The 17,021-nt window shown below is 67.9% G+C and carries 17 protein-coding genes; 6 read left to right on the top strand and 11 right to left on the bottom strand.

The window, feature by feature from the left end; translation table 11 throughout:
- The first annotated feature begins 107 nt into the window (after positions 1-107).
- From AWB70_RS06755 to AWB70_RS06740, 4 genes are read left to right on the top strand one after another with little or no spacing between them, the layout of a single operon-like run.
- Positions 108-827, top strand: coding sequence for a universal stress protein (locus AWB70_RS06755; RefSeq protein WP_235024153.1), 720 nt, complete (start codon positions 108-110; stop codon positions 825-827).
- 28 nt (positions 828-855) lie between these two features.
- Complete coding sequence (locus AWB70_RS06750; protein WP_053571121.1) at positions 856-1,836, top strand: quinone oxidoreductase family protein; 981 nt, start codon at positions 856-858, stop codon at positions 1,834-1,836.
- A gap of 9 nt (positions 1,837-1,845) precedes the next feature.
- Positions 1,846-2,694, top strand: a complete 849-nt coding sequence (locus AWB70_RS06745; protein WP_053571120.1) for a TauD/TfdA dioxygenase family protein — start codon at positions 1,846-1,848, stop codon at positions 2,692-2,694.
- Between the two features lie 14 nt (positions 2,695-2,708).
- Entirely contained in the window at positions 2,709-3,269 is a 561-nt protein-coding gene (locus AWB70_RS06740; protein WP_082378212.1) for an RBBP9/YdeN family alpha/beta hydrolase, read from the top strand.
- Here the strand turns inward: AWB70_RS06740 and AWB70_RS06735 are convergent.
- Both AWB70_RS06735 and AWB70_RS06730 read right to left on the bottom strand, forming a co-directional pair.
- A complete protein-coding gene (locus AWB70_RS06735; RefSeq protein WP_053571118.1) occupies positions 3,266-4,501 on the bottom strand; it encodes a Zn-dependent hydrolase in 1,236 nt (411 codons plus the stop codon). The genes AWB70_RS06740 and AWB70_RS06735 overlap by 4 nt on opposite strands.
- Before the next feature lie 38 nt (positions 4,502-4,539).
- Positions 4,540-5,487, bottom strand: coding sequence for a GlxA family transcriptional regulator (locus tag AWB70_RS06730; protein ID WP_014252031.1), 948 nt, complete (start codon positions 5,485-5,487; stop codon positions 4,540-4,542).
- 121 nt (positions 5,488-5,608) lie between these two features.
- On the opposite strand from AWB70_RS06730, the gene AWB70_RS06725 reads away from it, so the two are divergent.
- Positions 5,609-6,403, top strand: coding sequence for an SDR family NAD(P)-dependent oxidoreductase (locus AWB70_RS06725; RefSeq protein ID WP_053571117.1), 795 nt, complete (start codon positions 5,609-5,611; stop codon positions 6,401-6,403).
- Positions 6,404-6,441: 38 nt separating this feature from the next.
- Here AWB70_RS06725 and AWB70_RS06720 read toward each other — a convergent pair whose 3' ends face one another.
- The 8 genes from AWB70_RS06720 to AWB70_RS06685 form a co-directional block, all read right to left on the bottom strand.
- Positions 6,442-7,650, bottom strand: a complete 1,209-nt coding sequence (locus AWB70_RS06720; RefSeq protein ID WP_053571116.1) for an MFS transporter — start codon at positions 7,648-7,650, stop codon at positions 6,442-6,444.
- 60 nt (positions 7,651-7,710) lie between these two features.
- Complete coding sequence (locus AWB70_RS06715) at positions 7,711-8,643, bottom strand: ABC transporter substrate-binding protein (protein ID WP_374730229.1); 933 nt, start codon at positions 8,641-8,643, stop codon at positions 7,711-7,713.
- Between the two features lie 17 nt (positions 8,644-8,660).
- Positions 8,661-9,416: a siderophore-iron reductase FhuF gene (gene fhuF / locus AWB70_RS06710; RefSeq protein ID WP_053571114.1), complete on the bottom strand. Its 756-nt coding sequence runs from the start codon at positions 9,414-9,416 to the stop codon at positions 8,661-8,663.
- Positions 9,413-11,491: a Fe(3+)-hydroxamate ABC transporter permease FhuB gene (gene fhuB / locus AWB70_RS06705; RefSeq protein ID WP_053571113.1), complete on the bottom strand. Its 2,079-nt coding sequence runs from the start codon at positions 11,489-11,491 to the stop codon at positions 9,413-9,415. Before fhuB ends, fhuF begins: the two co-directional genes overlap by 4 nt.
- Positions 11,492-11,585: 94 nt before the next feature.
- Entirely contained in the window at positions 11,586-12,401 is an 816-nt protein-coding gene (locus AWB70_RS06700) for an ABC transporter ATP-binding protein (protein ID WP_014252023.1), read from the bottom strand.
- The gene (locus AWB70_RS06695) at positions 12,398-13,402 is read right to left on the bottom strand and encodes a TauD/TfdA family dioxygenase (RefSeq protein ID WP_053571112.1); all 1,005 of its coding nucleotides are present in this window, start codon (positions 13,400-13,402) and stop codon (positions 12,398-12,400) included. The genes AWB70_RS06700 and AWB70_RS06695 overlap by 4 nt, the downstream gene beginning before the upstream one ends.
- Complete coding sequence (locus AWB70_RS06690; RefSeq protein ID WP_053571111.1) at positions 13,402-13,647, bottom strand: MbtH family protein; 246 nt, start codon at positions 13,645-13,647, stop codon at positions 13,402-13,404. Before AWB70_RS06690 ends, AWB70_RS06695 begins: the two co-directional genes overlap by 1 nt.
- 60 nt (positions 13,648-13,707) lie before the next feature.
- Complete coding sequence (locus AWB70_RS06685) at positions 13,708-14,385, bottom strand: RNA polymerase factor sigma-70 (protein ID WP_075644303.1); 678 nt, start codon at positions 14,383-14,385, stop codon at positions 13,708-13,710.
- Positions 14,386-14,708: 323 nt separating this feature from the next.
- On the opposite strand from AWB70_RS06685, the gene AWB70_RS06680 reads away from it, so the two are divergent.
- Complete coding sequence (locus tag AWB70_RS06680) at positions 14,709-15,854, top strand: GGDEF domain-containing protein (RefSeq protein ID WP_053571110.1); 1,146 nt, start codon at positions 14,709-14,711, stop codon at positions 15,852-15,854.
- A 13-nt stretch (positions 15,855-15,867) separates the two neighbouring features.
- Here the strand turns inward: AWB70_RS06680 and AWB70_RS06675 are convergent, their stop codons facing one another.
- On the bottom strand, positions 15,868-16,842 hold the full coding sequence (locus tag AWB70_RS06675) for a peptidoglycan DD-metalloendopeptidase family protein (RefSeq protein WP_235024152.1): 975 nt from the start codon (positions 16,840-16,842) through the stop codon (positions 15,868-15,870).
- Between the last annotated feature and the right edge of the window lie 179 nt (positions 16,843-17,021).

Below are 17,021 nucleotides of genomic sequence, written 5' to 3'. Positions count from 1 at the left end.
GTTCGGATGACACGCGCCCGTCAAGCCCTCCCGCCGCGAGAGGGGCGCAACGGCCGCGTGCGCACTACGATGCATTCAATCGTGTTACCGCAAGCCGAAGGATCGAAATGTACCGACATCTGCTCGTGCCCGTCGAGCGCAGCGACGCCTGCGTCGAGGCGATCGGCCATGCCGCCGAGCTCGCGCGATCGCTCGGCGCGCGCATTACCTTCGTCTGGCGCGACGACGGCAACGGCGACGCCAGCGACGCCCGCGCGCTGCTGGCCCGCGCCGAAGCCGCCGCGCGGGCGCAGGGCGTGCCGGCGTCGGTGTTGTCGCTCGATGCGCGCGCGCCGGCCGAGTATGACCTCGTCTGCATCGCGCAGGGCAGCGCCGTGCCGCCGGTGGCGGGCGTCGCCGTCTTGATCTGCCCGCGCGATGCACGCCCCGCGGTCGCGAAAGCGATCGGCGCGCTCCTGGCCGCGCATCGCGCGCGCTCGAACGCTTACGACGCCGCGCTCGCCATGAAGCGGCCCGATGCGCGGACCCTCGCGCGTCTTCAGCAAGCGCATGACGAAGAAACCGCATTGACGGCGGCCCTGCGCGATCGCACGTCCGCGCTCGACGCCGAACTCGACGAACTCGCGCGCCTCGCGCAACGCGAAGCGGCCCTGCTCACGCGCATCGCGGAACAGGCGGGGAAAGGCGAGGTGATCGAAGACAGCCTGCATGCCTGCGCGCGTTTCGCGTGGGAACGCATGGGACGTATCGAAGGCGCGGTGCTGCCCGCGGCGCGCCGCTATCTGCGCGACGACGACTGGCACACGCTGTCCGTCGCCGCACACTGAACACAGACTGAACGAGGAGACGAAAACGATGGCACATGCAATCCGCTTTCACGAAACCGGCGGACCCGAAGTCCTGCGCTGGGAGCAAGTCGAGGTGGGCGAACCCGGCCCGTTCGAAGTGCGCCTGCGCCACGAGGCGGTCGGCCTCAATTTCGCGGATACGTATTTCCGCTCCGGCCTCTATCCGGTGCCGCTGCCTTCGGGCATGGGCGTCGAGGCGGCGGGCGTCGTCGAGAAAGTGGGCGCGAACGTCACGCATCTGAAGGAAGGCGACCGCGTGACCTACACTGGCTTCATCAACACGCTCGGCGCGTACAGCACGGAGCGCGTCATTCCGGCCGCGCCGCTCATCAAGTTGCCCGATGCGATCGACTGCACGCGCGCCGCCGCCATGACCATGCGCGGTCTCACCGCCGCCTATCTGATGACGCGCATCCGCCGCTTCGAGCGCGGCGACACGCTGCTCCTGCACGCGGCGGCGGGCGGCGTCGGCCTGATCGTGTCGCAATGGGCGAAGCTGCTGGGCGTCACGGTAATCGGCACGGTGTCGAGCGATGCGAAAGCGCAGGTGGCGCGCGAGCATGGCGTGGCGCACGTGATCGACTACAGCCGCGAGGATGTCGCCGCGCGCGTGCGCGAACTCACCGACGGCAAGGGCGTCAACGCGGTGTTCGACAGCGTCGGCAAGACGACCTTCAACGCCTCGCTCGATTCGCTCGCGCGGCGCGGCCTGATGGTCTGCGTCGGCACCGCGTCGGGCCCGATTCCGCCGTTCGATCCGCAATTGCTCGCGATGAAAGGCTCGCTCTATCTCACGCGCCCGGCGCTCGCCGACTATATCGCCGATCCGGCCGAGAAGAACGCGCTCGCCGCCGAACTCTTCGATCATGTCGCGAGCGGCCGCATCCGCATCGAAATCAATCAGCGCTACGCGCTCGCCGACGCGCAGGACGCGCACCGCGATCTCGAAGCGCGCAAGACCACCGGTTCGTCCGTGTTCGTCGTCTGAGGAGACATCATGCATATCGAGCAACTCACTTGCGCCATCGGCGCCGAGCTCAAGAACGTGAGACTCGCCGACGCCGTTCATGACGACGGCCTCTTCGATGCGATCCGCACCGCGCTGCTCAGGCATCGCGTGCTCTTTCTGCGCGATCAGGAGATCACGCGCGCGGAGCATGTCGCGTTCGCGCGGCGTTTTGGCGAACTGGAAGATCATCCGGTCGCGGGCAGCGATCCCGAGCATCCGGGACTCGTGCGGATCTACAAGTCGCCCGATCAGCCGAACGACCGCTACGAAAACGCGTGGCACGCCGACGCGACGTGGCGCGACGCGCCGCCTTTCGGCTGCGTGCTGCGCTGCGTGGAATGCCCGCCGGTTGGCGGCGACACGATGTGGGCGAACATGGTGCTCGCCTACGAGAACCTGCCCGCGCACGTGAAAGAGCAGATTGCGGATCTGCGCGCGCGGCACAGCATCGAGGCGAGCTTCGGCGCGGCCATGCCGATCGAAAAGCGTCTCGCGCTCAAGGCGCAGTTTCCCGATGCCGAGCATCCGGTCGTGCGCATTCATCCGGACACGGGCGAAAAGGTGCTCTTCGTGAATGCCTTCACGACGCACTTCACCAACTATCACACGCCCGCGCGCGTGCGCTTCGGGCAGGACGCGAATCCCGGCGCGGGACAGTTGCTTGCCTATCTCCTGAGCCAGGTCGCCATTCCGGAGTATCAGGTGCGCTGGCGCTGGTCGAAAAACAGCATCGCGATCTGGGACAACCGCAGCACGCAGCATTACGCCGTGATGGACTATCCGCCCTGTCACCGGAAAATGGAGCGCGCGGGCATCATCGGCGACGTGCCGTTCTGACGATGGATCGACCGATGAACGCATCGACGATACTCATGGTGCCGGGCCTGCGCGATCACGTTGAAGACCACTGGCAGTCGCATTTCGCGAATGCGCATGCGAACGTGCGCACCGTGCCGCCGCTTCAGCGCGACAAGCTCGATTGCGGCGCGCGCGTGGCGGCGCTCGATGACGCGCTCGCGCACATCGACGGGCCGGTCGTGCTGGTCGCGCATAGCGCGGGCGTGATGATCACCGTGCACTGGGCCCTTCGTGCCCTTCCCGCCCGGCGAAAGATCGAGAGCGCGCTGCTCGTCACGCCACCCGATTTTGATGCGCCGCTGCCCGAGGGCTATCCGACGCCCGACGAACTCCGGCTGCACGGCTGGCTGCCGACGCCGCGTGAACGCCTGCCGTTTCCCTGTGTCGTCGCGGCGAGCCGCAACGATCCGCTGGCGCGCTTCGAACGCGTCGCGGGCATGGCGCAGGACTGGGGCGCGCGGCTCGTCGATCTCGGCTGCGCGGGCCACATGAACCCGGCATCCGGATTCGGCGAGTGGCGCGATGCGGGGCGTTACATCGCGTCATGCGTTTAATTTGCGTTTAGTGTGCGCAGCATATCCGCCGCCGCTCGCGCCGCTACCTCGCAACCCTTCACGATGTGCGCCTCGGCCGTATCCTCGATGAAGTCGTGACTCACGCCGCCGATGCTCGGCACGAACAGCATGCACGCCGGCATGTGATGCGCGATCACCTGCGCATCGTGCGATGCGCCGCTCGGCATGCGTTCCCACTGTCCCGGCGCGAGCGCTTCGGCGGCGTGCGCGAGATGCGCCTGCAACGCGGCGTCCATCTCGACGGGCTCTTCGGGCGGCTCGCTGTCGGCAATCGCCACGCCGACCTTGCCTTCGTCGTTGAAGTCACGGATCAGCGCGGCGAGCGCGGCTTCCATCGCGTGCAGGCGTGGCGCGCTGGCGTCGCGGAATTGCAGATACAGGTCGGCCGCGCCCGGCACCACGCTGAACGAGCCCGGATCCAGCTCGATGCGTCCGACCGTCCACACCGTATCCGCGTCGGCGAGCGGACGGAATGCTTCGTCCATGCGCGCGATGAACGCGACGAGGGCCGCGCCCGCGTCGCGGCGAATCGACATCGGCGTCGTGCCCGCGTGATTGCGCTGCCCCGTGAAACGCAGCCGCATCTCGCGTATGCCGACGATCGTCGTCACCACGCCGATCGACTTGCCGCGCGCCTCCAGCCGTCCGCCCTGCTCGATGTGCGGCTCCATGTACGCCTTGTGGCGCGTGGCGTCGAACTTCACGCGCGGCGCGCCGGCGAGACCGGCTTGCCGGAGCGCATCGGCGAGCGAAACGCCTTCGCGATTGCGCGCCGTGCGGATGCTTTCATCGACATCGTCGCCGACGAAACTGCGGCTGCCGAGAAAGCCCGAGTACGTGCCTTCTTCGTCGATCCACGATGCGACGTCCACCGCGTAACCGCGCGTCGCTTCGCATTCGGCGAGCGCGCGCGCGATTTCCAGACCGTAGATGACGCCGAGCGCGCCGTCGAGCCAGCCGCCCGTGGGCTGTGTGTCGGTGTGCGAGCCGATCAGGAGCGCCGGGCCTGCATTGCGCGAGCGGCCGAACACGGTGCCGACGCCGTCGACGCGCGCGTCGAGGCCCGCGTCGCGCATGCGGCCGGCGAGCCAGCGGCGCGCGTCCATATCGACCGGCGAAAGGGATAGACGCACGACGCCCGGCCCCGTGGCGCCGAACGTGCGCAGATGTTTGAGGTCGTTCAGCAAGCGGTCAGGGTCGATCTTCAGCACGGGTCGGTCCTCGTTATGCGGGGAAAGCGCGTACGTTATCAGACCTGCGAGCGCGCTTCGCGCCGCACTTCCTGCGGCGGCACGCCGAAGCCGCGCATGAACGCTTCGCGCATGTGACGCCGGTCCCTGAAGCCCGTTTCGAGCGCGATCGCTTCGAGCGAGTGCCGGCTGCTTTCGATCATCAAACGCGCCGCCTCCAGCCGCAATCCTTCGATGGCCTTCGCCGGCGACTGCCCCGTCTCCTGCGTGAACACGCGGCTGAACTGGCGCGGACTCAGATGCGCCTCGCCCGCGAGTTCCTCGACCGTCAAGGGACGGCTCAGATGCCTGCGCGCATAGTTCAGCGCATTCTGGATGCGATCCGACTTCGGCGCGAGATCGAGCATCTCCGAATGCTGCGACTGTCCGCCCGCGCGGCGCTGATGCATGACGAGCTTGTGCGCGACCGAACGCGCGAGCTCCGCGCCGAGATCCTTCTCGACCATCGCCAGCGCGAGATCGAGACCGGCCGTCATGCCCGCCGACGTCCAGATCGGACCATCGACGATAAAGATGCGGTCCTCCTCCACGCGCACGTCGGGAAAAAGCCGCTGCATGTCGCGCGCATAGGCCCAATGCGTGGTCGCGCGCCGGTTCGCCAGCAAGCCCGCCTCCGCGAGCACGAAGCCGCCCGTGCAGATGCCGGCGATGCGCCGTGCCCGCGTGCTCGCGCGGCGCAGGAACGCAAGCGCATCGGCCGAGGGGCCAAGCGTGAGCGGCGTGGTCACACCGACGGCGATCCACGTATCCGTGGCGGTGCGCGGCGTGATCTTGCGCGTGCCGACGAGCAAGCCCAGCGACGAGCGCACCTCGCCGCCATGCATCGAAAAATTCTCGACGGCATAGAACGGCTCGCCCGCCGCCTCGTTCGCCATTTCGAAAACCGTCTGCGACGCGAGCGCCATGATCTGAAAGCCGTCGCTCAACAAATAGCCGATCCGATGCATGTCGTGTCCCTTTTCACGCGATGTCTCGAATCCGTACCATATACGTCATTTGCGACACGGTCAAATCCGCTCAGAATGCACTCGTGCAATCAAACATTCATCTACGGACGGAGAAACAATCATGACGCAACAACATCCTGGCACGGCGCTTATCACGGGCGCGTCTTCGGGCATCGGCGCGGTCTACGCGGAACGGCTCGCGCGGCGCGGCTACGATCTCGTTCTCGTCGCGCGCAACCGCGATCGTCTCGCGGCGCTCGCCGCGCGCATCACGAACGAGACGCGCCGCGGCGTCGAGATCATCGATGCCGATCTGGGCGACCCCGCCGCGCTCGCCGCCGTCGAGGCGAAGCTGAAGAGCGACGCGAGCATCACGCTGCTCGTGAACAACGCGGGCGTCGGCACGCATACGCCGTTGCTCGACAGCAATGTCGATGCGATGACGCGCATGATCGACCTCAATGTGACGGCGCTCACGCGTCTGACCTATGCGGCGGTGCCGGGCTTCGTCGCGCGCGGCAGGGGCGCGGTGATCAATATCGCGTCGATCGTGAGCATTGCGCCGGAACTCCTCAACGGCGTCTATGGCGGCACCAAGGCGTTCGTGCTCGCGTTCAGCCAGTCGCTGCACAAGGAACTCGCGGGCACGGGCGTGCGCATTCAGGCCGTGCTTCCCGGCGCGACCGCCACCGAGTTCTGGGAGACGGGCGGCCTGCCGATCGAGAACCTCGACAGCGCGATCGTCATGTCCGCGGGCGATATGGTCGATGCGGCGCTCGTCGGCTTCGACAGGAACGAGCTCGTGACGATTCCGTCGCTGCACGACGGCGCGAAGTGGGACGCGTATGAAGCCGCACGTCAGGCGATGAGTCCGGAACTGTCGAGGGATCGGCCGGCTGCGCGCTATACGGTGTGATGCGGGTTCTGCGAGCGAAAGCGACGGGGCTGACCGCCTCAACCACCGCGTGAAGCCCCACCCACCACCGCCCTGCCGCACATCAGCAGCGGAATCAGCGCGAAAACCGCCCCCACGAAAAACGTCGCGGAAGCCCCACCGCGATCCCAGATCCAGCCCGCGATCGCGCTCGACAGCACCATGCACACGCCGCTCGCCAGATTGAACACGCCATACGCGGTGCCGCGCAGCGCGGGCGGCGCCGATTCCGCGACCATCGCGGCGAGAATGCCCTGCGTGAAGCCCATGTGCAGTCCCCACACGGCGACGCCCGCGAACAGCGCGGTCATCGACGTGCCCGCGGCGAGCAGCAGATCGGCCGCGATCAGCAAAACGAGACCGCACGCGAGCAACGCGCGCCGGTTCCAGCGATCGGACAGCACGCCCACCGGATACGCGCTCAACGCATAGGCGAGGCTCATCACCACCATCACGGCCGGAATCCACGCTAGGCCGAGCCCCGCCTGCTGCGCGCGCAGCACGAGAAACGCCTCGCTGAAACGCGCGAGCGTGAAGGTCGCGCCGATCGCGACGACATACCAGTAGCGCCCGGAAAATTCGCGCATCGCGCGCCAGTGTAGCGGCGAGCTAAACGCGCGTGGCGCACTCACGCGCTCCGGTTCGCGAACGCAAAAGAGAATGACGGCAACCGCGATGAACGCCGGCGCCGCCGCGAACCAGAGCACCGTGCGAATCTGGTCGGACAGCGCGAGCATCAGCGCGATCGCGAGCAACGGGCCGGCGAATGCGCCGATGGTGTCCATCGATTGCCGCAGGCCGAAACACGCGCCGCGAATGGCAGGTGGCGCGATATCGGCGACGAGCGCATCGCGCGGCGCGCCGCGAACGCCTTTACCGAAACGGTCGATAAGGCGCGCGGCCACGACCACGGCGGCTGTATCGGCGAGGGGAAAGAGCGGCTTGCTCAAAGCCGCGAGGCCGTAGCCGAACAGCAGCAGGCCCCGGCGACGGCCGAGCCAGTCGCTGAGCGAGCCCGAGAAAACCTTCACGATCATCGCCGTCGCTTCGGCCGCGCCTTCGAGCGCGCCGAGCGCGGTCACGCTCATGCCCATCGTCGTGACGAGGTAAATGGGCAGCAGCGCATGCACCATTTCGGACGACAGGTCCATGAAGAGACTGACGAAACCGAGCGCCCAGACAGTGCGAGGAATCCGTGCGCGATCGGTCGCTGCGGTGTCGGCGGTCATCGGCTAGGCTCGTCGGGCGCGTCGAATCGGCTCCAATAGCGCCAACATGCCACTCGCGCCTCACCGCGGCAAGCTCAACAGCTTCTCCGTGATCACGTTGCCCAGCTTCAATGCCGACATCGGCCCGCCGAATCCCCAGATATTCGGCTCGACGAGCGTCACGCGCTTGTCCTTTTTCGCGGGCACGAAACGCCAGACCGGCGAATCGAGCGTCGCATCGACGGAGGTCGCCGCAGCGGACGTCGTCACGAACAGCACCGCCACATCCTGGCGCTTCAGAAAGTCCGCTGAATTCAGATACACCGTGCCTTCGCGCGTCGGCTTTTCCGGCCAGAGCTTCACGCCGAGCGCGCGCGCGACGCCCGCCGCCGTGCTGTTGCCCGTGTACGCCCAGTAACGATCCGGCAAGCCGAGATCCTGCAAGAGCGCGAAGCGCGTGCCCGACAGGCCCGCTTCTTTCAGGCGCGCGGCGTCGCGAGCGAGGCCCGCATCGAGTTTCGCGTCGGCCTCGCGCGCCTCCTGCTCGCGCCCGGTCATGCAGGCGATCGTGTGAAAGATGCTACGGGTCCAGTCGAGCTGCGTGCGCGCGCCGTCGCCGCTGCCGTTCTCGACGTCGGGGCTGAACTGAAACAGCACGGTCGGCGCAATGCGGTCGAGCGCCGCGAAAATCGGCGCATGCCGATACCCCACGCCGATGATCAGATCCGGCCGCGTCGATGCAATCGCCTCCAGGCTCGGCTCCTGACGCGTGCCGACGGTCGGCACGCCCTTGAAGCGCGCGCTGTCGTAGCCGATCCAGCCGTCGTAGTACGCCGGATCGACCACGCCGACGGGCGTCAGGTCGAGCGCGGCCACGTCCTCCGCGAACATGAACTCCAGCACGACGATGCGCTTCGGATGCGCGGGCACGGTCTTGCTGAATTGCGAGACGGTCGGATTGCCGGCGAGCGGCGCGCAGGCAAGCGCCGCGCGACACGTCAACGCGAGACACAAACACGCGGCGAGCGCGATCAGCGGATGGCGTCCTGCAACGCGAGTTCGTCGTCGCGCATCGTCAACAGCAGCGGGCAGCTTGCGCACAGTTGCGTCTCTCCAGGAATCTCATAGCGCACGCAGCACACGCGGCGCGCGCGGAACGGGTTGGGCAGCAGCGGCGAACGCGGCGTCGTGTCGCGTATCGGCGTGCGCAGCGGATTGGCATCGTCGGAACGGAACAGCCATTCGGCGTCCTGGTCGGCATCGTTCAGGATCGAGGGGCAGTTCGCGAGCAGATAGTCGAGCAGATTGCCCGCGTTGCTCCACAGCACGCGCGGCGCGATCTTCGCCATGCCCGCAATCGTGCCGATGACACTCTCCAGATGCGCGATGAGGCTTTCATAACGGCGCTCGGGCGCGGCATCGACGGGCTGCAGCGCGCCGGCATCGAAATGCAGCGCGGCCGGCATGCCCTCCTTCAGCACGACGAACGTGCGCTCCGGCGCCATATCCAAAGGGCGCCCGAGCAGCCGCGCCGCCGCCACGCCTGCGGGCGCGGCAAGGCCAAAGTAATACTTGCTCCATTGCGACAGCAGCGCGCGCGCGTGAAGCTGCGCATCGCCGCCGTAGAGCGCGGTCATCGCGGCGAGCATGGCGTCGCGATGGCCGGCGAGCGATGTCAAAGGAATGCGCGCCGCGCCGTCGTCAGGCACGCCGAGCCATACGTCTTGCAGATACGGTGCAAGCGCGGGCGGCGCGAAATCGGCGAAGCGGCGCGCAGGCGGCTTCATCGCACGCGGCCTCGCGCCCTGTCGCGCCGCGTTTGCATGACGAGCAGCGCAAGCATGTACGGCGCGCCGATCAGCGCGGTCAGCACGCCCGCCGGAATCTCGCGCGGCGCGAGCAAGGTGCGCGCGGCGAGATCGGCGGCGGCGAGCACCAGCGCGCCCAGCAACGCCGCGAGCCAGAGCCGCGTGCCGTGCGTGCGCGCGCCGAGCATCGTGGCGAGATGCGGCGCCATCAGGCCGATGAAGCCGACCGGCCCCACCGCCGCCACTGCCGCGCACGCGGCCAGCGTCGCGATCGTCAGCACGAGCGGGCGCAAGAATGCGATCGGCAGGCCGAGCGCGCGCGCCTGCTCGTCGCCGAGCGCAAGCAGATCGAGCGGACGCGCAAGCAGCGCCAGGACCGGCAGCGCGAGCACGCACCACGGCAGGATCGTCGCGACCTCGCCCCAGCTTCGCCCGTACGTGCCGCCGACGAGCCACACGACGAAGCGCGCCGGCTGCACGCTTTGCTGCGTGATGAGCCACTGCGCGAGCGTCGTGCACAAGGTGCCGATGACGATGCCCGTCAACGCCACCGCGAGCGGCGCGTATTGATGCCGCCGGTTCAGCGACAGCGTGACGGCGAGCGTCGCGCCGCCGCCAACGAGCGCCGCCGCCGCGAGCGACAGATGCCCGGCAAGCGGCCAGAGCATGAGCGCGGCGAGCGTCGCGAGTCCCGCGCCCTGCGTCACGCCGAGCACTTCCGGTCCGGCGAGCGGATTGCGCACGATGCTCTGCATCAAGACGCCGCTCGCCGCGAGCATTGCGCCCGCCAGAAGCGCGCACACGAGACGCGGCACGCGCAGTTCGAGCAGCATGCGGGCGATGTCGTCGCGATGCGCGAGCGCATCGATCCAGCGCGCGGGCCCGAGCATCGTCGGACCGAGGGACGCGCCGAGCACGACCACCGCGCAGCCGATTGCCAGCAGCACCGCGGCGAGCGCCGGCCACGGCAGCGCCGACAACGCGCGCACCGCGCGCATGCCCCGCTTCGCCGACTCCGCCGCCTGGCCCCCGTGCAGGACGCCGGACCACGCCGCGCCGCTGCGGATCATCGCGAGCATCAGCGGCGTGCCGACGAAGGCGATGGCGACGCCCGTCGACAAGGTCGAATCGAGATCGAGCGCGAGCACGGCGCTGTCGGTGGCGAGCACGAGCGCGCCGCCCGCGAGCGCGGACAGCGGCACGAGCGCCGCCAGCTTCGACGCCTTCGCGCCGCGCAGATGCCGCAGCAGATTCGGCGCGATCAGCCCGACATACGACAGCGGCCCCGCGATCGCCACCGCGACGCTCGCGAAACCCACCGCGACGGTCATCGCGAAAAGACGCGTCGCATCGACGTTCACGCCCGCGGCGGCGGCGGCATCGTCGCCGAGCGCGAGCGGATCGAGCGGGCGCATCACGAAAGGCAGCGCCGCGAGCGGCAGCGCGAGCCACGCGAGCGCGGACATGAGCCCCGACGCGCCCGGCTGATACAGGCTGCCGCTCGCCCACAGCGACGCGCCGACGACCGTCTGCTCGAAGAACGCCAGCAGCAGCGTCGTGACGGCGGAAAACAGCAGCATGCATACGCTGCCCGCGAGCACGAGGCGCAACGGCGTCGCGCGCCAGCCGCCCGCCGCGGCCGCGACGCAGCCCGCCGCCGCCAGTCCGCACACGAAGAGCAGCGGCACGGAAGCCGGTCCGACGAGTTCCGGCGCGATCATCGCGGCCATCAACCCCAGTTGCGCGCCGCCCGTGATGCCGAGCAGATCGGGCGCGGCGAGCGGATTGCGCGTCAACGCCTGAAACAGCGCGCCCGCGACCGCGAGACAGCCGCCCGCGACGAGCGCCGCCGCCACGCGCGGCGCGTTCAGTTCGAAGAGGAAGACGTGCGCGAGCTGGGCGGCATCGCTGCCCGAGGGCGCATCGAGCCACGCGCGCACGTCCGGCCCGAGCCGCAGCGCGGTCAACGCGACGATCGATGCGATCAACGCGAGCGCGATCGCGCCGACGCGATTGCTTGCCGTCACGGGATGGTGCGAAACGAGCGTCGTCATGTCCGTGCGCGCCCCGCGATCAGGGCGAGCAACGCGCAAACGCGCTCCCAGAAGAATGCCGATCGATGCAAACGGCGGCGAGTGGCGAGCGTGGTCATGCGGCTTTCGTCGTTTGCCCGACGCCTTCGTAAGCGGGCACGCACATCGGCGCGCCGGTCTGGGGATGCGTGACGCGCAGCATGCGCACGCCGAAGGTCTCCTGCAAATGACGCGGGTCGATCATCGCTTCGGGCGTGCCTTGCGCGACGATGCGCCCCGCGCGCATCAGCACGATCTCGTCGGAGAATGCGGCCGCCTGATTCAGGTCGTGCAGCACCCAGACGATCGTGAGCCCGCGCTCGCGGTTCAGCCGCCGCAGCTCGTGCAGGATGTCGAGTTGATGATGGATGTCGAGATACGTGGTCGGCTCGTCGAGCAGCACGATGGGCGCTTCCTGCGCCAGCGCCATCGCGATCCACGCGCGCTGGCGCTCGCCGCCCGAGAGCGCGGCGACATCGCGCGCGGCGTCGTCGATGAGACCGCTCGCCGCGAGCGCCGCATCGATCGCGGCGTGATCCGCGCGCGTGAGGCCGCGCAGCCAGCCGCCGTGCGCATAGCGCCCGTACGCAACGAGCTCGCGGACCGTGAGGCCCGCGGGAATCTGGTTGAACTGCGCGAGCATCGTGAGCGTGCGGGCGAGCGCGCGGCGGCGCATCGACGCGAGCGGCTGGCCGTTCACGTCGATGCGACCCGCGCGCGCCGGCTGCAAACCGGCGAGCGCGCGCAAAAGCGTGCTCTTGCCGCAGCCGTTCGGCCCGCACAACGCGGTGACGCGCCCGGCGGCGATGTCGATATCGAGGTTCTCCAGCACGACATCGTCGCGATAACCCACGGTCAAGGAACGCGCCTGAAGCGCCGTGCGCAAGGTCATCGCGCCTCGCGGTAACTTTGCGCCATCGCGACGACGACCTTGCGCGGTCCCTCGAACGGATCGCGCGCGTGCGCCGTCAGCATGTTGTCGAGCATCAGGACGTCGCCGCTGAGCCACGGAAACGCGATGCGCTGAGCATCGAGCACCGCGCGGATTTCCGCGAGCGCATCGGCTTCGAGCGGCGCGCCGTCGCCGTAAAAGACGTTGCGCGGCACGTTGTCCAGGCCAACGGCGTCGATGAGCGCTTCCTGCATGTCCTCGTCGAGCGTCGAAAGATGAAAAAGATTCGCCTGGTTGAACCAGACATGATCGCCCGTGCGCGGATGACGCGCGACCGCCTGACAGCGCTCTTCGGTGCGCAGCAGCAGTTCGCCGTCGTCGCTGTCGCGCCATGCGCAGGCAATGCCGCGCGCCGCGCAGATGCGCTCCACTTCGCGCGGATCGTCCGTGCCGAAGGCGTTCTGCCACGGCAGGTCGAGCCCCTGGCCGAAGTTGCGCACATACAGCAGCTCGCGTTTCGCGAAGCGTTCGACGAGCGCCGGATCGAGCGCGCGATACACCGCGCGGCTGTCGGCGATCGGCGTCGCGCCGCCCGAGCGCGCCGCGAGCGCGCAGTGGAACCAGATGCGCATCGGCCATTCGCGCGTGTACGACTGCTCGTTGTGCAGTGGAATCGAGCGGTGCGGCGGATATTCCGTCGAGGTGTACACCGCGCCTTCGACCTGGCTGCGCGGTGTCGAGGCGAACTCGTAGCCGATCAGCGGATCGCCGAACGATGCGGCGAAGCGCTGGAACGCTTCGATCGATTCGACGCGAAAGCCGGTGAAGCGCACGCCGCCCGCGCGTTCGAGCGATTCGGCGACGATCGCGCGCAGGTGCGGCGCGGCCTCGTCGAGCGTGATGCCGGTATCCGCCCGCGGCGACACGACCACCGGCAAGCCCGGCTCGATGCGCAGATCGGCGAGTTCGGGCGCGGCTTTCGTAGCGGTGAGCTCGCTCATCAGTTCAGACTCGTGCGCGCTTGCGCCGCGATTTCGTCCATGTGGCGGCGCAGGCTCGCGGGGCGCATGTCCGTCCATGCGCTTTCGATGAACGCAAGACAGTCCGCCTTCGCGCCGCGCTTGCCGGCTTCGCGCCAGCCCGGCGGCACTTCGCGGAACGTCGGCCAGATGGAGTACTGCTCTTCGTCGTTGACGACGACCGTGTAGACGAGATCGTCCGCTGCGGGATTCTGCTGTTGCGTCATGGTGATGTCTCTCTCAACGAAATGGCCTATATCGACTAGACGTGCGGGCACGCCGCATTTTTACCGCCGCCGCGCGCGCCCGCCGACGAACTCGGGACATTCGGCATTGCGCTCGCAGGCGTCGAGGCAATCGGCGCAATGCTGCTGTGCGTCGCGCACCATGAAATGGACGAGCGTCTGTGAAACGTTTAACGCGCGCGCCGTGCTTTGCAGCGTCTCTTCGCGCAGACGCACCATCTCGAACGCCGTGCGGCTGCGGTCGGGCAACTGCGCGAGCGCATCGCAGACGCGGCGCAGCGTGTCGCGCGCCTGCGCACGCGCTTCGGGCGTGAGCTCCTGCGAGGGCACGTCGAGGCCGTCCTCCTCGTCCGCGCGATAGATGTTTTCGAGGCTCTGCCGCCGGCACGCATCGATCGACGCATTGCGCACCATGCGCGCGATATAGCCCATCGGCTGACGCACCGCGTCCTGCTGCGGCAAGTCGATGAGATTGACGAAGACGTCGTGCACCACGTCCTCGGCCCGGCTCGCGCAACCGACGACGCCGCGCGCCATGTTCACGAGCATCTGCCGGTTGGCGATGGCGAGATCGAGCAAAGTCGGCGGCGAAGGCGGCCGCGGTTCGACGCGCGCGATGGGGTGCTCTTCGTCCCAGTACGCGTCGAGAGACAGATTCGAAGGCAATGGCGAGGTCGGTGATCGTTTCGACGATGCCGGCTGGATACGCATGTAAGCCATAAATCCTGCTCCACTTTCGTTGGAGTCGGAAAGCTAGCGTAAACACGAATCATTCTCAACAGCAGCCCTACATGTTAGCAGGTTGTAAGACTAAGGACTTTTTTGCCGATATCCCGGCGGGCTGCGGGAGTCCGGGAAGCGGACAAAATGTCAAGAACGGCCTCGGGATGAATATTTTTTATCGCGTATGCGATGCCGATTGCACCGCAAACGTGCTTCGAGGAGCGCGGCTAAAGTTCGGATGCGCACGACCGTTATCCGAAGTGAGGCCCGGCTTTTACCGAAAGGTTTCAGCCATCGCCGGGCCGCCGCTCAAAGCCAACATGGATCATCAAACTGAGGTGTTCACCCTGCCGCGCGGACGTGCGGCGACGTGGTTGCTGCACGCGGGCGCCGATATCCCCCGCGCGATCCGCGTCGCCCTGGTCGGCAGCCTGTTCGGCACGCTGCCGATCTTCGCGGGCGGCGTACTGAACACGGTCGCCGTCGCATGGGTGCTGGCTCGGCGGCATCCGACGACGGCCTTCCACATCTGGCTCGCGCTCGAAATCGCCGTATGTCTCGCGCGGCTTTTCGTGCTGGTCGTGGCGCGCCGCCGCGCCCGCGAGCGCAAGTCCACGTTGACGGATGCCTACGTGCTGCTCGCGCCGCTTTGGGGCGCAACGGTCGGATACGGCGCGCTCGTTTCGGTGCTGTCCGGCGACTGGGTCGCGGCGACGCTCTCCTTTCTTTCGGCGGCCGCGATGGTCGGCGGCATCTGCTTCCGCAATTTCGGCGCGCCGCGTCTCGTCGCGGTGATGATCTTTCTGTCGCTCGGACCGTGCTGCCTCGGCGCGATACTGGCCGACGAGCCGACGCTCTGGCTCACGCTGCTGCAGATTCCCTTTTATCTTTTCGCGATGAGCGCCGCCGCGTGGCGCCTGAACGGCATGCTCGTCTCGACGATGAAAGCCGAACAGGAAAACGACCGCCGCGCGCGCCACGACGAGCTGACCGGCCTGCTCAACCGCGCGGGTCTGTTTCAGGCCGTGCGTTCACGCGCGCCGGTCCACGCCGCGCTGCTTTATCTCGACCTCGACGGCTTCAAGGCCGTCAACGATGCCCACGGCCACGAAGTCGGCGACACGCTGCTCGCGCTGGTCGCGCGGCGCTTGCGGCATCTGTCGGGCGAGGGTTCGCTGGTCGCGCGCCTCGGCGGCGACGAATTCGTGATCGTCACGCCGCCGCACGCCGATCCGCTCGTGCTCGCGGACCTGATCGTGCACGAACTCGCGAAGCCGTTTCAACCCGATGGCGCCGCGCCGCTCGAAATCGGCGTGAGCATTGGCATTGCGATGTTCGGCCATCATCACGACGAACTCGACGGCGTCCTGCGCGACGCGGACAACGCGCTCTACGAAGCGAAGCGCGCGGGCAAGCGCCGCTGGGTTTCGGCGGCCGAGCGCGAGGCGGTCGGGCTCGTCGCCTGACACGCGTGAGGCTTCAACCGGCGAGTTCGGCGCTCAGACTTTCCGCTTCCTTGGCGAAGCGCCGGCGTTCCTCGCCGTGCAGACGATCGTCGCCGGGCAATTCGACCGTGAGCGGGTCCATCGCGATGTCGCCGATACGGACTTCGTAGTGCAGATGCGGCCCCGTCGCCCAGCCGGTCTCGCCGACATAGCCGATCACCTGGCCGCGCTTCACCGTGTCGCCATTGCGGATGCCCTTCGCGAAACGCGACAGATGCGCGTACACGGTCGAATAAGGCGGCGGGTTTTCGAGCATGACCACCTTGCCGTAGCCCGTCTGCCTGCCGACGAAGGTCACCGTGCCCTGCGCCGTCGCGTGCACGGGCGTGCCGCTGGGCGCGGCGAGATCGACGCCGTCGTGACTCTGCCAGCGATGCGTGACCGGATCGAGCCGTCGCAGCGAGAAGTCCGACGATACGCGCGTGAAAGCCAGTGGATAGCGGGAGAACGCGGGTTTCGTGCTGTCGCCGTCCTTCGAGTAATAGCGTGTTTCGCCGTTCGAATCGCGATAAAGGAACACGTCGTGCGACGACGAACCCGTCGTGAGACGCACGGCGAGCGGTTCGCTTTGAGGCCGGTCGTAGATGACGCTCAGCGTGTCGCCCTGGCGCAGATCGCGCCGCAGATCGACGTTGCCGGCGAACGCCTCGGTGAGCGTCGCGATCGTGTCCGTATCGATGCCGAGACTTTGCGCGGTATCCGAGAACGTCTCATGGACCGTCGCGCTTTCGGTGATGCGCACGGGTGTCGGCGGCCCGACGAACTGCCCCGGCGCCGGAACCGCCGGTTGACGGAGCGAGACGGCGGGCGCGTCGTCCTTGTCCAGGGACGGCACGTGCGGACGATGAAGCGCGTTGCAGATCACGACGGTGCATACGGAACCGATCGCGCAAGTGAAAAGCAGTCTGCCTGCCTTGCCGGGCAAGGCCGTTGCGGGAAAAAACGGCATGGGAGGAAAGCGCGGACGAGCGGCGCGCGGTGTACGCGTCGGTCGGGAATAATGGGCGCGGCGTTCGGGCCGCGAGCGGCGGACAAGCGCGCGTTACTCGATTTGCCGCGAAAATGGGCCTATCGTCAGGTAAAACTGAGGATCGAGGCGGATCGGCATCGGGCGCGGCGAGGTCTGTC

It is taken from the genome of Caballeronia cordobensis (genome assembly GCF_001544575.2).
Classification (GTDB): Bacteria; Pseudomonadota; Gammaproteobacteria; order Burkholderiales; family Burkholderiaceae; genus Caballeronia; species Caballeronia cordobensis.
Note: the sequence above shows the minus strand (reverse complement) of the source record. Positions and strands in the feature narration are given on the sequence as shown.

Excerpts from the sequence above, each read along its gene's own strand:
- AWB70_RS06700 (WP_014252023.1), bottom strand. The coding sequence starts at position 12,401 with ATGACCTTGCGCACGGCGCTTCAGGCGCGTTCCTTGACCGTGGGTTAT.
- AWB70_RS06690 (WP_053571111.1), bottom strand. The coding sequence starts at position 13,647 with ATGACGCAACAGCAGAATCCCGCAGCGGACGATCTCGTCTACACGGTC.
- AWB70_RS06725 (WP_053571117.1), top strand. The coding sequence starts at position 5,609 with ATGACGCAACAACATCCTGGCACGGCGCTTATCACGGGCGCGTCTTCG.
- AWB70_RS06740 (WP_082378212.1), top strand. The coding sequence starts at position 2,709 with ATGAACGCATCGACGATACTCATGGTGCCGGGCCTGCGCGATCACGTT.
- AWB70_RS06685 (WP_075644303.1), bottom strand. The coding sequence starts at position 14,385 with ATGGCTTACATGCGTATCCAGCCGGCATCGTCGAAACGATCACCGACC.
- fhuB (WP_053571113.1), bottom strand. The coding sequence starts at position 11,491 with ATGACGACGCTCGTTTCGCACCATCCCGTGACGGCAAGCAATCGCGTC.
- AWB70_RS06675 (WP_235024152.1), bottom strand. The coding sequence starts at position 16,842 with ATGCCGTTTTTTCCCGCAACGGCCTTGCCCGGCAAGGCAGGCAGACTG.
- AWB70_RS06720 (WP_053571116.1), bottom strand. The coding sequence starts at position 7,650 with ATGACCGCCGACACCGCAGCGACCGATCGCGCACGGATTCCTCGCACT.
- fhuF (WP_053571114.1), bottom strand. The coding sequence starts at position 9,416 with ATGAAGCCGCCTGCGCGCCGCTTCGCCGATTTCGCGCCGCCCGCGCTT.
- AWB70_RS06745 (WP_053571120.1), top strand. The coding sequence starts at position 1,846 with ATGCATATCGAGCAACTCACTTGCGCCATCGGCGCCGAGCTCAAGAAC.
- AWB70_RS06755 (WP_235024153.1), top strand. The coding sequence starts at position 108 with ATGTACCGACATCTGCTCGTGCCCGTCGAGCGCAGCGACGCCTGCGTC.
- AWB70_RS06680 (WP_053571110.1), top strand. The coding sequence starts at position 14,709 with ATGGATCATCAAACTGAGGTGTTCACCCTGCCGCGCGGACGTGCGGCG.
- AWB70_RS06730 (WP_014252031.1), bottom strand. The coding sequence starts at position 5,487 with ATGCATCGGATCGGCTATTTGTTGAGCGACGGCTTTCAGATCATGGCG.
- AWB70_RS06695 (WP_053571112.1), bottom strand. The coding sequence starts at position 13,402 with ATGAGCGAGCTCACCGCTACGAAAGCCGCGCCCGAACTCGCCGATCTG.
- AWB70_RS06750 (WP_053571121.1), top strand. The coding sequence starts at position 856 with ATGGCACATGCAATCCGCTTTCACGAAACCGGCGGACCCGAAGTCCTG.